Raw genomic sequence first — 13,544 nt, forward strand, 5'->3', positions numbered from 1 at the left:
GTCAGTCTCCGGATCATCGGTCCCCGTGTGCGGTGTCGAGAACGCCGGGCAGGACCCGGAGAAACGATTCCACCTCGTCGTCGTTGATGACGAGCGCCGGCATGAGCCGTACGACATCGGGGGCGGGCGCGTTCACCAGGAGACCGGCGTCCTGAGCCGCCTGCTGCACCTGCAGGGCCAGCGGCTCGGTGAGCACGATACCCAGGAGTAGTCCCGCGCCACGGACATGGGAGACCAGAGGGTGTCCCAGTGACTCGATTCCGTCGCGGAGCTTTTCCCCGATCCGCTTGACCTGATCGAGGAGACCGTCGGCCGCGATGGTGTCGAGGACGGCGAGTCCGGCCGCGCAGGCGACGGGGTTGCCGCCGAAGGTCGTGCCGTGCTGGCCGGGCTCCAGGAGGTCCGCGGCCGGGCCGAAGGCGACGGTCGCGCCGATCGGCAGTCCGCCGCCGAGGCCCTTGGCGAGCGTGACGAGGTCGGGCTCGACGCCGTCGTGCGCCTGGTGCTCAAACCAGTGGCCGGTGCGGCCGATGCCCGTCTGGACCTCGTCGAGGACAAGCAGCGTGCCGGTGGCCCGGGTGATCTCACGGGCGGCCCTGAGATAGCCCTTGGGCGGTACGACCACGCCGTTCTCGCCCTGGATCGGCTCGATGACCAGCAGCGCGGTGTCGTTGGTGACGGCGGCTCGCAGCGCGTCGACGTCGCCGTACGGAACGTGGGTGACGTCGCCGGGCAGCGGCAGGAAGGGCTCGCGCTTCTTGGGCTGGCCGGTGAGCGCGAGAGCGCCCATGGTCCGCCCGTGGAAGCCGCCGTCGGTGGCGACCATGTGCGTACGGCCGGTCAGTCGCCCGATCTTGAAGGCCGCCTCGACGGCCTCCGCGCCGGAGTTGCAGAAGTAGACGCGGCCGGGGCGGCCGAAGAGCTGGATCAGCCGCTCGGCGAGCGCGAGGGGCGGCTCGGCGAGGTAGAGGTTCGAGACATGGCCGAGGGAGGCGATCTGCCGGGACACCGCTTCGACGACGGCGGGGTGGGCGTGGCCGAGAGCGTTCACGGCGATGCCTCCGACGAAGTCGGCGTATTCGTTGCCGTCGGCGTCCCAGACCTTGGCGCCCTCGCCGCGGACGAGCGACAGCTTCGGCGTGCCGTAGTTGTCCGCCATGACGCTCTGCCAGCGCCGGGTCAGCTCCTCGTTCGCGGTCACTTCGATTCCCCTTCGTGCTCGTCGGGCACGACCATCGTGCCGATGCCTTCGTCGGTGAAAATCTCCAGCAGGATCGAGTGCTGCACCCGGCCGTCGATGACGCGGGCGGTGTTGACCCCGTTGCGTACGGCGTGCAGACAGCCCTCCATCTTGGGGACCATGCCGCTGGAGAGCTCGGGCAGCAGCTTCTCCAGCTCCTTCGCCGTCAGCCTGCTGATCACTTCGTCGCTGTTGGGCCAGTCCTCGTAGAGGCCCTCGACATCGGTGAGGACCATCAGCGTCTCGGCGCCCAGGGCAGCGGCGAGGGCGGCGGCCGCGGTGTCGGCGTTGACGTTGAAGACGTGGTGGTCGTCGGCGCTGCGGGCGATGGACGAGACGACCGGGATACGGCCGTCGTCGAGCAGGGCCTGGATGGCACCGGTGTTGATCTCGGTGATCTCGCCGACCCGGCCGATGTCGACGGACTCGCCGTCGATCAGCGGGTAGTGCTGGGTGGCGGTGATGGTGTGCGCGTCCTCGCCCGTCATGCCCACGGCGAGCGGCCCGTGCTGGTTGAGCAGCCCGACCAGCTCGCGCTGCACCTGGCCCGCGAGAACCATGCGTACGACGTCCATGGCCTCGGGGGTGGTGACCCGCAGGCCCGCCTTGAACTCGCTGACCAGGCCGTGCCGGTCCAGCTGGGCGCTGATCTGCGGACCGCCGCCGTGCACGACGACCGGCTTGAGCCCGGCGTGGCGCAGGAAGACCACATCCTGGGCGAAGGCGGCCTTGAGGTCCTCGTCGATCATGGCGTTGCCGCCGAACTTGATGACGACGGTGCGGCCGTGGTGACGGGTCAGCCACGGCAGTGCCTCGACGAGGATCTGCGCCTTGGGCAGCGCGGTGTGCTTGCGTGCGCTCATGAGCTGTACGCGCTGTTCTCGTGGACGTAGTCGGCGGTGAGGTCGTTGGCCCAGATGACGGCCGTCTCGGTGCCCGCGGCGAGATCCGCGGTGATCTTCACCTCGCGGTAGCGCATGTCGACGAGGTCGCGGTCCTCGCCGACCGAGCCGCGCTTGCAGACCCAGATGTCGTTGATGGCGACATTGAGCTGGTCGGGGTCGAAGGCGGCCCGCGTGGTGCCGATCGCGGAGAGCACCCGGCCCCAGTTGGGGTCCTCGCCGTGGATGGCGCACTTGAGGAGGTTGTTACGGGCGATGGAGCGGCCCACCTCCACGGCGTCGTCCTCGGTCGCCGCGTTGATGACCTCGATACGAATGTCCTTGCTGGAGCCCTCGGCGTCGCCGATGAGCTGCCGGGCGAGGTCGTCGCAGACCGTGCGTACGGCCTCGGCGAACTCGTCGTACCCGGGCGCCACTTCGGAAGCGCCGGAGGCGAGCAGCAGCACGGTGTCGTTGGTCGACATGCAGCCGTCGGAGTCGATGCGGTCGAAGGTCCTGCGGGCGGCGTCGCGCAGCGCCCTGTCGAGGGCGTCGGCCGGCAAGTCGGCGTCGGTGGTCAGCACGACCAGCATGGTGGCCAGGCCAGGGGCGAGCATGCCCGCGCCCTTGGCCATGCCGCCGACGGTCCAGCCGTCGCCGCCCGCGACGGCCGTCTTGTGGACGGTGTCGGTGGTCTTGATGGCGATGGCGGCCTTCTCGCCGCCGTGCGCGGAGAGTTCGGCGGCGGCCTGCTCGATGCCCGGCAGGAGCTTGCCCATGGGCAGGTTGATGCCGATGAGCCCGGTGGAGGCGACAGCGATCTCACCGGCGCTGTGCCCTGTGAGCACCTCCGCGGTCTTCTCCGCCGTCGCGTGCGTGTCCTGGAAGCCCTGAGGTCCCGTACAGGCGTTGGCGCCACCGGAGTTGAGGACAACAGCGGAGACCTGACCGCCCTTGACGACCTGCTCGGACCAGAGGACCGGCGCGGCCTTCACACGGTTGGAGGTGAAGACGCCCGCGGCGGCCAGGCGGGGCCCGTTGTTGACCACGAGGGCCAGGTCGGGTCCGCCACTGTCCTTGATCCCGGCCGCAATGCCCGACGCCGTGAACCCTTTTGCTGCCGTGACGCTCACGGTGCCACTCCGATCGTGGAAAGCCCGGTGTCCTCGGGGAGTCCGAGGGCGATGTTCATGCTCTGGACGGCGCCGCCCGCGGTGCCCTTGGTGAGGTTGTCGATGACGCTGATCGCGACGATCCGGCGGGCGGCCTCGTCGTACGCGACCTGGATCTGAACGGCGTTGGAGCCGTACACGGAGGCGGTGGCGGGCCACTGCCCCTCGGGGAGCAGGTGCACGAACGGCTCGTCGGCGTAGGCCTTCTCGTACGCGGCCCGCACGCTCTGCGCGGTCACTCCCGGCTTCGCCCTGACGCTGCAGGTGGCGAGGATGCCGCGGGCCATGGGCGCCAGCGTCGGGGTGAACGAGACCGTCACCCGCTCCCCTGCGGCCGCGCTGAGGTTCTGGATCATCTCGGGGGTGTGCCGGTGACCGCCGCCGACGCCGTACGGCGACATCGAGCCCATCACCTCGCTGCCGAGCAGGTGCGGCTTGAGCGCCTTGCCGGCGCCGGAGGTACCGGTCGCGGCCACGATCACAGCCTCGGGTTCGGCGAGCTTCGCGACGTAGGCCGGGAAGAGGGCGAGCGACACGGCGGTCGGGTAGCAGCCGGGCACCGCGATGCGCTTGGAGCCGGCCAGCGCGGCGCGGGCGCCGGGCAGCTCGGGGAGGCCGTAGGGCCAGGTCCCGGCGTGCGGCGACCCGTAGAACTTCTCCCAGTCGGCCGCGTCCGCCAGCCGGAAGTCGGCGCCCATGTCGACCACGAGCACCTCGTCACCGAGCTGCTCGGCGACGGCGGCGGACTGCCCGTGCGGAAGCGCCAGAAATACGACGTCGTGGTCTGCGAGCACCTCGGCGGTGGTGGGCTCAAGCACCCGGCCGGCCAGCGGCAGCAGATGCGGCTGCAACGCGCCCAGGCGCTTTCCGGCACTGGAGTGGCCGGTCAGGGCTCCGATCTCGACCCCGGGGTGGGCGACGAGCAGGCGGAGCAGTTCCCCGCCCGCGTATCCACTTGCCCCTGCCACTGCTGCACGTACGGCCATCGAGCCCTCCTCGTCGATGGCATGACTATACGCAGTGACGCACTTTTATGCAATGAATGGTCGATCGACGACGCCCGAGCGGCCTTGCCCGAGAGGATGAAGAAGCTCTCGCTGCGTCCACAACGGACAACACATGACAGAGGCAAGGAGGGTTACCCACTCCTTGCCACTCTCAACATATAGCGCACGGGGGGCCTTGCGGCAAGACCAGGGTCCTGCCGCAGAATGGTCGGCCAAGGCCAGAACCTGTGGAAATCAGTGATTCACGAAGTGCATCACTTTTTGTCGGCATATGGGTGCGAGGCCAACCTCGTTGAATGGGCGTTCTGATGATTGACGTGATCGTGGTCGGCGGCGGACCGACCGGCTTGATGCTGGCCTGCGAATTGCGGCTGCACGGCGTGCACGTGGTCGTGCTGGAGAAGACGCTGCTGGGTGAAATGGAGGTGACCGAGGACCCGGCGAAGATTGCCGCCGTCGTCGAGGAAGTCCGCAAGACCCAGCTGCGGTTCGGTGTCATCCCCGGCGAGGACGGGGTGTGCCGCGTGGTCGTGCCCGCCGACGGGGTGGCCGAGGACCGTGCGACCGCGCCGACCCTCCAGGAGTTCCAGAAGCAGTTGCGGGCGTACGCGGGCACCGACTTCGGCGTGCACTCGCCGCGCTGGCTGTCCCGGTTCGGCGACGCCACCCGGCAGGCCGAGCGCTACCGGGTCGGCCGGGTGCTGCTGGCCGGGGACGCGGCGCACATCCACCCGCCGACCGGTGGGCAGGGGCTCAACCTCGGTGTGCAGGACGCGTTCAACCTCGGCTGGAAACTGGCCGCCGCGGTCAACGGCTGGGCGCCGGATGGACTGCTGGACAGCTACCACACCGAACGGCACCCGGTGGGCGCCGATGTGCTGGACAACACCCGCGCGCAGATCACGCTGCTGGGACCCGATCCGGGTGCGACCGCACTGCGGGAACTGTTCTCGAAGCTGATGGACTTCGAGGAGGTGAACCGGTACGTCACCGGGATGATCACCGCGCTCGGGGTCCGCTACAACTTCGGTGAGGGCCATGAACTGCTCGGCCGGCGGATGCGGGACGCGCAGCTGAAGCAGGGTCGCCTCTACGAGCTGATGCACGGCGGCCGCGGGCTGCTGCTCGACCGGACCGGCCGGCTCTCGGTGGCGGGCTGGGCGGATCGGGTCGACCACGTCGTCGACGTCAGCGAGGAAGTGGACGTGCCGGCGGTATTGCTGCGGCCGGACGGACACGTGGCCTGGGTCGGTGAGGATCAGCAGGATCTGCTCAGTCACCTGCCGAAGTGGTTCGGCGTTGCCGCCGGCTGAGCGCGCTGTCGCGGGCCTGGGACCTGTGTCCGGCCGCGGGCCGGCCTCCCCCCAGGATCTGCCGAATTCGACTTCACCTTCCTGCCTCGGCCGGCGCCGTCTCGGACACCCCGTACGGCCGGATGGCAGAGATCACCGACCCGCTGAGCAATGTCTTCGACCTCATCGCCGGGCCGGCCGGCACGATCCTGGCATGATCATGCGGTGAGCTGGGCGAAGGCTCGGTTAGCCTGGTGCACGATGAACGATGTGACTACGTGGGGCGAGCTCGATCTGGCCCGCTTCCCCGAAGACCCCCGCGACAGGCTCCGTGCCTGGGACGCCGCCGACGAGTACCTACTGCGGCACCTGGAGGGGATCGACGACGACGGGCCGACGGATCTGTCGGGCAGCGTCGTCGTGGTGGGCGACCGGTGGGGAACGCTGGCGACGGCGCTCGCCGGGTCCCGGCCCACGCAGATCAGCGACTCGTTCCTCACCCAGCAGGCGACCCTGGCCAACCTGGAGCGCAACGGGATCGACACCGCGGCGGTGCGGCTCCTGTCGACCAGGGACACCCCGGCGGACCGGGTCGACGTTCTGCTGATCCGCGTGCCGAAGAGTCTCGCGCTCCTTGAGGACCAGCTGCACCGGCTCGCACCTCAGGTCCACGCGGACACCGTCGTCATCGGCACCGGCATGGTCAAGGAGATCCACACCTCGACGCTGAGGCTGTTCGAACGGATCCTCGGTACGACGCGGACGTCGCTGGCGGCCAAGAAGGCCCGGCTCATCTTCTGCACGCCCGACCCCGCGCTCGCCCGCGGTCCCCTCCCCTGGCCGCGCTCCTACACGCTGCCCGCCGGCACGGGCGCGGCCTCGGGGCTGACCGTCACCAATCACGCCGGGATCTTCTGCGCCGACCGTCTCGACATGGGCACCCGCTTCTTCCTCCAGCAGCTTCCGCAGCGCCACGGCCCCGAGCGCGTGGTGGATCTGGGCTGCGGCAACGGAGTGGTCGGTACGGCCGCCGCGGTGATCAACCCCGAGGCCGAGATCCTGTTCGCCGACGAGTCGTTCCAGGCGGTCGCTTCGGCCGAGGCCACGTTCCGGGCGAACGCCGGGCCCGACGCCAAGGCGGAGTTCCTGGTGGGCGACGGCCTGACGGGCGTACCGGAGGGGACGGTGGATCTCGTACTGAACAATCCGCCGTTCCACAGCCACCAGGCGACGACCGACGCCACGGCCCGGCGGATGTTCACCGAGTCGCGCGACGCGCTGCGCCCGGGCGGTGAGCTGTGGGTCGTCGGCAACCGGCACTTGCGCTACCACGTGGCGCTGCGCCGGATCTTCGGCAACAGCGAAGTGATGGCGAGCGACCCGAAGTTCGTCGTCCTGCGGGCCGTCAAGCGCTGACGCCCGCGCGCGTCGGCTGGCCCCGCTCTCACTGGAGGGTGAGGGCCATCCAGTGGTCCGGGACGTCGAGAGGCCTGAAGCCGACCTTCTCGTAGACGCCATGCGCGTCCGCGGTGGCGAGCAGGATGCGGCGCAGCCCGTACGGGGCGAGTTCGTCGCGGACGGCGGCGACGAGCGCGGTGCCGAGGCTCTTGCCGCGCGCGGGACGGTCCACATAGACGTCGCAGAGCCAGGCGAAGTCGGCGTGGTCGGTGACGACCCGGGCGTAGGCGTGCTGAGCGCCCGAAGCCTGTTCGTACACACCGAAGTTGAGCGATCCGGCGATGGCCAGGTCCTGCTTCTCGCGGCTGCGGCCGATGGCCCAGTACGCGTCGGTGGACAGCCAGTGGTGGATACGGGCATGGTCCAGGCGGCCGGGGTCGGTGGAGATCTCGTATCCGGCGGGGAGCAGCGGAGTCGTCTCGCGCATCTCGTTCATGGCAGGAAACTCGCAGGCCGGACGGCGGCCTGTCGAGCCGATTTCCGATCCGGGTCACCCGAAGAGTTCGTCACAGGCGGTACGCAGCCTCCGCACCCCCTCGGTGATCTCGGCGACTCCCGCCACGCCGGCGAAGCTCAGCCTGATGTGCCCGGCGGGCGGTTCGGCGCTGAAGTACGGGCGGCCCGAGGCCACGGCCACGCCCGCCCGCAGCGCCGCCGAGACCATCGCGCTCTCGTCGGCGCCGTCGGGCAGTCGCAGCCACAGGTGGTAGCCGCCCGCCGGGATGTGAGGCAGGGCCAGCTCCGGCAACCATAGCCGCAGGGCCGCGGCCAGCGTGTCGCGTCGCACCCTCAACTCCCTTGCCACACCGCTCAGATGGCGGGGCCAGGCCGGGGACCCGACGAGCTCGACGGCGGCCTCCTGGAGGGGGCGCGGCACGAAGAAGCTCTCGACGACCTGGATGGCGCGCAGCCGGTCGAGTACGGGCCCGCGGGCGGCCAGCGCGCTCACCCGGAAGCTGGGCGAGGTCGCCTTGGTCAGCGAGCAGACATGCACGACCACGCCGTCGTGGTCGTCGGTGGCCAGCGGCCGGGGCAGCGGTCCGGCGTCCTCGTGGACGAGGCGTCGTACGAAGTCGTCCTCGACGACGAAGGCCCCGGCCTCCCGGGCGACGCGCAGCACCTCGGGGCGGCGCTCGGCACTGAGCACGGCGCCGGTGGGGTTCTGGAAGAGCGGCTGGCAGACGAAGACGCGGGCGCCGGTGGCCCTGAAGGCCGCGGCGAGCAGGTCCGTACGCACCCCGTCGGCGTCCACCGGCACGGGAACGGGGCGCAGCCCCGCGGCGCGGGCGATGGCGAGCATCCCGGGGTACGTCGGTGATTCGACCAGCACCGGAGCCCCGGGCGGGGCGAGCGCACGCAGCGCGGTGGTCAGCGCGCTCTGGCCGCCGGCCGAGATCAGCACCTCGGCGGCGGTGATCGCGCCGCCGATGCCGCGTGCGAACCACTCGCGCAGCTCCGCGACGCCCTCGACGGGCGGCCTGCCCCAGGCGCCGGGGCGACGGCCCGCCCTGGCCAGGGCGGCGGCCATGGCCCGCTCGGGCTGCAGCGAGGCGTGCAGATAGCCACTGTTGAACTCGATGACGCCCGGTGGCGGGGCGGCGAGGGTGGCCAGCACCCCCGACGCGTCGACGGAGCGCGGCACCGACTCGGTGGCCCCGTCGGCGCTGAGCGACACCTGCTGCCAGGACGTGTCACCGGGCGCGGCGGTCTCCGCGCGGAGCTGTGCCCGGAAGGCGCCCGCGCCGGGCCGGGTGACGACCAGACCCTCGGCGGCGAGCTGGGCGAGTGCCCGCGAGACGGTCACCGGGCTCACCCGGTGGCGCTCGACCAGAGCCCGGCTCGACGGCAGCTTTCCACCTGGGGAGTAGCGGTTGAGCTCCCCGCGGAGAGAGTTGGCCAGTTCGGTGACGCTGCTACGCTCATGCATGACAGCACAGAGTAGCGCTACTCCCAGTACCGCAGTAGCGGTGAGCAGTGAAGCCGACCCCGGCGACGCCCACGGCAGGGGCAGGGGGATCAGCAACGGCACCGTGCTCGCCGCCCTGGGAGTCACCGCCTTCTCGCTCACCTTTCCGGCGACGGCCTGGGGCCTCGAAGGGTTCGGCCCCTGGTCGCTCGTGTCCGTACGCAGCGTGCTGGCCGCCCTCATAGCGGGAACGGCCCTGTTCGCCCTGCGGGTACCGCTGCCCGCCCGCCGGCACCGGGCGGGGCTCGCGGTGGTCGCCGGTGGTGTGGTGCTCGGTTTCCCGACGCTGACCACGCTCGCCCTCCAGACGTCCAGCACCTCGCACGCCGCCGTGGTGGTCGGCCTGCTGCCCCTGACCACCGCCGCGTTCTCGGCGCTGCGCACCGGGTCCCGGCCGTCCCGTGCCTTCTGGCTGGCCGCGCTCGGCGGCGCCGGCATAGTGATCGCCTTCACCCTCCAGCAGAGCGGTGGCGCGCTCTCCAGGGCCGACCTGTATCTCTTCGGCGCCCTGCTGGTGTGCGCCGCGGGCTACACCGAAGGGGGCAGGCTGGCGCGCGAGATGCCCGGCTGGCACGTCATCGGCTGGGCGCTGGTGCTGTGTCTCCCGCTGACCCTTCCGGCGGCGGCCGTATCGCTCGCCTGGGAGCCGGTGCACCTGACGGCGCACAGCCTCGCGGGGCTGCTCTGGGTCGCGATCGGCTCGCAGTTCCTGGGACTGGTTGTCTGGTACCGGGGGATGGCCCGGATCGGCGTGGCCAAGGCCAGCCAGCTTCAGCTGGCCCAGCCGCTGCTGACCCTCCTGTGGTCGGTCCTGCTGCTCGGCGAGCACCTCTCCCCCGCCGCCCCGCTGGCCGCCGTGGGCGTACTCGTATCCATCGCGGTCACCCAGCGCTCGCGGACCTGAGGGGGCGGCCAGGGGGTTCTCGCACGGGCGCAACTCCCACCCCCGGTCGTAGACTGGCGGTCACGTACCGCCAGCCTCAAGGAGGTCAATCCCGATGCAAGCGAGCATGGGCGACCAGCTCCTGGTGCACGGCAGGATCGTCGGTCAGCAGGACCGCGTCGCGGAGATCGTCGAGGTGCTGGGCGCCGACGGCACACCGCCCTACCGGGTCCGTTTCCCGGACGGGCACGAGGCCCTGATGTCGCCGGGTCCGGACTCCGTCATCCGGCATGTGAACCCGAACGACACCCCCTAGCCCCTAGTCGTCCGCGCGGCGCAGTCAGCCGCGCGGACGGACCCGGGTCGGATAGTGGTCGGCGACCACCTTCGCCATGGCCCCGATCCGGTCCTCGGCGACCTCTTTCGCCGAGAAGAAGATATGGCCGCGCACTTCGGCGAAGTCCTTGGCGAGGGTGAGGTGGCGGGAGAGCTCGGCCGGGTCCTGCCAGGGCGCGGCCTGAGCCGGGTCGCCCGCCTTGTAGAGCGCCTCACCGGCGTACAGCTCGACGCCCGTGCCGCGTACGACGTCGGCCCACCAGGGCAGCAGCTTCGCGTAGTCCGCCGCCGCGAAGCCGATGTTCCAGTACAGCTGGGGCGCGATGTAGTCGATCCAGCCCTCCTTCACCCACTTCCTGGTGTCGGCGTGCAGATCGTCGTACGTCTGCACACCGGCCCGGGTCGCCGAGCCCAGCGGGTCGGTCGTGGCGTTGCGCCACACCCCGAAGGGGCTGATCCCGAAGCGGACCGATCGCTTGACCGCCTTGATCCGGGCGGCCGTCTCGCTGACCAGCCGGTCGGTGTTGTCGCGCCGCCAGGCGGCCCGGTCGGGAAAGGCGCCGCCGTGGCGCGCGTACGCGTCGTCGTCCGCGAACGTCTGGCCCGCCACCGGGTAGGGGTAGAAGTAGTCGTCCCAGTGCACGGCGTCGATGTCGTAGCGCCGCACGGCGTCGAGCATCGCGTCCTGGACGAACCTCCTGACCTCCGGCAGCCCCGGGTTGTAGTAGAGCTTCCCGCCGTACGGCAGGACCCAGTCCGGGTGCACACGCGCGGGATGGCTCGCCACCAGCCGGGACGGGTCCGTGTGATTGGCCACTCGGTACGGGTTGAACCAGGCGTGCAGTTCAAGCCCGCGCCTGTGCGCCTCGCGCACGGCGGTCCCCAGCGGGTCCCAGCCCGGGTCCTTGCCCTGGACGCCGGTGAGACACGCGGACCACGGTTCGTACGGCGAGGGCCACAGGGCGTCGGCGGTCGGCCGCACCTGCAGGACCACGGCGTTCAGCCTGCGTCGCACCGCCGTGTCCAGGTGGGCCAGCAGCTCGGCCTTCTGCTTGGCTGCGGTGAGGCCCGGCGCCGATGGCCAGTCCCGGTTGGCCACGGTGGCCAGCCACATCCCCCGCAGCGCGCCTTTCGGTGCCCGGCGCCCGGCGGCGGCGGCGTCTCCGCCGACCAACAGCGCGGACACTGTCCCGACCGCTCCCATGAACAATCCCCTACGCCCGATATGCACTATTTATTGCCCCTGGTTCGGTGACTTCGTCCCGCCTTATCCGCACAGCATGCCCGCCCCGACCCCTCGTGCACCTATAAGGCCGGAGTAACGTCGGGGGCCGACGGGCGCCGGAATCACCGGTGAACCTTTCCCCTAACCTTCGGTTGGGGGACCCCATGCACTGTTGTTCAGCGAAAGGCACGATGTGACCGACATCGAACGCGTCGGAGTAGTGGGCTGCGGCCAGATGGGTGCGGGCATCGCCGAGGTGTGCGCACGCAGCGGCCTTGAGGTCATGGTTGCCGAGACCTCGGGCGAAGCCCTGGAGATCGGCCGCACCCGGCTCCACAACTCCCTCTCGAAGGCCGCCGAGCGCGGCAAGATCACCGAGGAGGAGCGCGACGCGACGCTCGGCCGCCTCAGCTTCACGACCGACCTCGGGGAGTTCGCGGACCGCGACCTCGTCATCGAGGCCGTCGTCGAGAACGAGTCGATCAAGACCGAGATCTTCCAGGTCCTCGACCAGGTGGTGACCCGCCCGGACGCGATCCTCGCCTCGAACACCTCCTCCATCCCGCTGGTGAAGCTGGCCGTCGCGACCTCACGTCCCGACCAGGTCATCGGCATCCACTTCTTCAACCCGGCCCCGGTGCAGAAGCTTGTCGAGCTGATCCCGGCGCTGACCACCTCCGAGGAGACGATCAAGCGCTCCGAGGCTGTCGTGCAGGACGTGCTCGGCAAGCACGCGATCCGCGCCCAGGACCGCTCCGGCTTCGTCGTCAACGCGCTGCTGATCCCGTATCTGCTCTCGGCGATCCGGATGTTCGAGTCCGGCATCGCGAGCCGCGAGGACATCGACAACGGCATGGAGCTGGGCTGCGCCCACCCGATGGGACCGCTCAAGCTCGCGGACCTCATCGGCCTGGACACGGTCGCCTCGGTCGCCGACTCCATGTACGACGAGTTCAAGGAGCCGCTGTACGCCGCTCCCCCGCTGCTCCAGCGCATGGTGGACGCCGGCAGGCTCGGCCGCAAGACGAGCTCCGGGTTCTATCCGTACTCCTGATTCGCACGGAGTGTGCGAGGCGTACCCGCATATGCCTCGCACACACGCTCCCGCCATGGGCACAAGGCGAGTTGACTCTGCGCAACCCGGCCAACGACGTTGGACGCCTTGCCGAAAGGGAGCAGATTCGTGAGCCTCGACCCCGACCAGCCCGTGGTCGTAGAAGAATTCGCCGAGTTACGCCGTTGCCTGGACGTCGGTGCCGCCACCATCGACGGACGACTGGCCCTGCTGGCTCAGCGTATTGACCAGGCCGACAATGACGTGAACGGCCTGACCGCGCGCGTCGCGGCCCTTGAACACAGCCGGTGGCCGATCCCCACCGTGGCCGCGGTCGCCGCGGCAGGATCACTCGGTGTGACCCTCTGGCAGGCTCTCGGCCGCTAGCGGAGAGTGCGGGAGCCAGGAGCCGGGACCGGACACAGCGCGATCGTGGAGCCGTCCGAAGCACGCAGTCAGCGAGTCAGTGGAGTCAGCCGAGGCGCAGATGGTGCAGCATCAGCAGCCCGGCCGCCATATTGGCGGCCGGGACTTCACCCCGGGCCACCATGTCGGGCACCAGCTTGAGCGGGACCCATTCGCGCCGCGAGGACTCGAAGTCGTCCTCGGGATGGCCGATGTACGTCGCACTGTCCGCCCAGTAGAGGTGGTGACGGGCGTCGGTGAGACCGTTGGACGGCTCGACGGTCAGCAGATGACGCAGCGGTCCAGGCCGCCAGCCGGTCTCCTCCTCCATCTCGCGGGCCGCGGCCTCCGCGACGTCCTCGCCGTCCTCCACCACCCCCGCCGCGAGCTCCCAGCCCCAGCTGTCGGTGATGAAGCGGTGCCGCCAGAGCAGCAGGACCTCGTTCGCCTCGTTGACCGCCGTCGCCACGGCCACCGCGCGCAGGCGTATGACGAAGTGGTCCAGGTGTCGGCCGTCGGGAAGCTCGACATCCGCCAGGTTGATCCGGAACCATCGGTTTTCGTACACAGTTTGTTCGCTTAGATTCGTCCACTGCACTGTTCTGCCACCTTTCGACAAGTAGGT

13 protein-coding genes and 2 pseudogenes are annotated in these 13,544 nt (G+C 70.3%); 7 read left to right on the plus strand and 8 right to left on the minus strand.

The genetic code is table 11. From position 1 onward, the window contains the following. Nucleotides 1–13: 13 nt before the first annotated feature. Genes ABCR94_RS20550 through argC form a run of 4 tightly spaced genes read right to left on the minus strand, consistent with a single transcriptional unit; the run spans nt 14 to nt 4,279 of the window. Complete coding sequence (locus ABCR94_RS20550) at nt 14–1,207, minus strand: acetylornithine transaminase (RefSeq protein WP_521977493.1); 1,194 nt, start codon at nt 1,205–1,207, stop codon at nt 14–16. Continuing rightward, the gene (argB, locus tag ABCR94_RS20555) at nt 1,198–2,103 is read right to left on the minus strand and encodes an acetylglutamate kinase (protein ID WP_347121017.1); all 906 of its coding nucleotides are present in this window, start codon (nt 2,101–2,103) and stop codon (nt 1,198–1,200) included. Before argB ends, ABCR94_RS20550 begins: the two co-directional genes overlap by 10 nt. Beyond that, nucleotides 2,100–3,254, minus strand: a complete 1,155-nt coding sequence (gene argJ, locus ABCR94_RS20560) for a bifunctional glutamate N-acetyltransferase/amino-acid acetyltransferase ArgJ (protein ID WP_347121019.1) — start codon at nt 3,252–3,254, stop codon at nt 2,100–2,102. Before argJ ends, argB begins: the two co-directional genes overlap by 4 nt. Then, nucleotides 3,251–4,279 (minus strand): N-acetyl-gamma-glutamyl-phosphate reductase, encoded by a 1,029-nt coding sequence (argC, locus tag ABCR94_RS20565; RefSeq protein ID WP_347121020.1) that lies wholly within the window; start codon nt 4,277–4,279, stop codon nt 3,251–3,253. The genes argJ and argC overlap by 4 nt, the downstream gene beginning before the upstream one ends. Nucleotides 4,280–4,608: 329 nt before the next feature. Here argC and ABCR94_RS39155 point away from each other — a divergent pair. From ABCR94_RS39155 to ABCR94_RS20575, 3 genes and pseudogenes are all read left to right on the plus strand, one after another. Further along, nucleotides 4,609–4,692 (plus strand): annotated as a pseudogene (locus tag ABCR94_RS39155) (FAD-dependent monooxygenase); the annotation flags it as partial. Between the two features lie 9 nt (nt 4,693–4,701). Continuing rightward, a pseudogene (locus ABCR94_RS20570) lies at nt 4,702–5,613 on the plus strand (FAD-dependent monooxygenase); the annotation flags it as partial. Nucleotides 5,614–5,853: 240 nt separating this feature from the next. Next, a complete protein-coding gene (locus tag ABCR94_RS20575; RefSeq protein ID WP_347121021.1) occupies nt 5,854–7,008 on the plus strand; it encodes a methyltransferase in 1,155 nt (384 codons plus the stop codon). A 28-nt stretch (nt 7,009–7,036) separates the two neighbouring features. Here ABCR94_RS20575 and ABCR94_RS20580 read toward each other — a convergent pair whose 3' ends face one another. Continuing rightward, on the minus strand, nt 7,037–7,477 hold the full coding sequence (locus ABCR94_RS20580; protein ID WP_347121377.1) for a GNAT family N-acetyltransferase: 441 nt from the start codon (nt 7,475–7,477) through the stop codon (nt 7,037–7,039). A gap of 63 nt (nt 7,478–7,540) precedes the next feature. Continuing rightward, nucleotides 7,541–8,977, minus strand: a complete 1,437-nt coding sequence (locus ABCR94_RS20585) for an aminotransferase-like domain-containing protein (RefSeq protein WP_347121023.1) — start codon at nt 8,975–8,977, stop codon at nt 7,541–7,543. On the opposite strand from ABCR94_RS20585, the gene ABCR94_RS20590 reads away from it, so the two are divergent. Beyond that, a complete protein-coding gene (locus ABCR94_RS20590; RefSeq protein WP_347121025.1) occupies nt 8,976–9,920 on the plus strand; it encodes a DMT family transporter in 945 nt (314 codons plus the stop codon). The genes ABCR94_RS20585 and ABCR94_RS20590 overlap by 2 nt on opposite strands. 94 nt (nt 9,921–10,014) lie before the next feature. Next, nucleotides 10,015–10,215 (plus strand): DUF1918 domain-containing protein, encoded by a 201-nt coding sequence (locus ABCR94_RS20595; RefSeq protein WP_347121027.1) that lies wholly within the window; start codon nt 10,015–10,017, stop codon nt 10,213–10,215. Between the two features lie 24 nt (nt 10,216–10,239). On the opposite strand, the gene ABCR94_RS20600 is transcribed toward ABCR94_RS20595, so the two are convergent. After that, nucleotides 10,240–11,469 (minus strand): glycoside hydrolase family 10-like protein, encoded by a 1,230-nt coding sequence (locus tag ABCR94_RS20600; protein ID WP_521977495.1) that lies wholly within the window; start codon nt 11,467–11,469, stop codon nt 10,240–10,242. Between the two features lie 184 nt (nt 11,470–11,653). Here ABCR94_RS20600 and ABCR94_RS20605 point away from each other — a divergent pair, with 184 nt between their 5' ends. Beyond that, nucleotides 11,654–12,514 carry a 3-hydroxybutyryl-CoA dehydrogenase gene (locus ABCR94_RS20605; protein WP_347121030.1) on the plus strand — a complete coding sequence of 287 codons (861 nt, stop codon included), beginning with the start codon at nt 11,654–11,656 and terminating at the stop codon, nt 12,512–12,514. A 129-nt stretch (nt 12,515–12,643) separates the two neighbouring features. Then, on the plus strand, nt 12,644–12,901 hold the full coding sequence (locus tag ABCR94_RS20610) for a hypothetical protein (protein ID WP_347121032.1): 258 nt from the start codon (nt 12,644–12,646) through the stop codon (nt 12,899–12,901). 85 nt (nt 12,902–12,986) lie between these two features. Here ABCR94_RS20610 and ABCR94_RS20615 read toward each other — a convergent pair whose 3' ends face one another. After that, nucleotides 12,987–13,517, minus strand: a complete 531-nt coding sequence (locus ABCR94_RS20615; protein WP_347121034.1) for an NUDIX hydrolase — start codon at nt 13,515–13,517, stop codon at nt 12,987–12,989. Nucleotides 13,518–13,544 lie beyond the last annotated feature (27 nt).

It is taken from the genome of Streptomyces changchenzhani, assembly GCF_039766235.1.
In the GTDB taxonomy this organism is placed as follows: Bacteria; Actinomycetota; Actinomycetes; order Streptomycetales; family Streptomycetaceae; genus Streptomyces.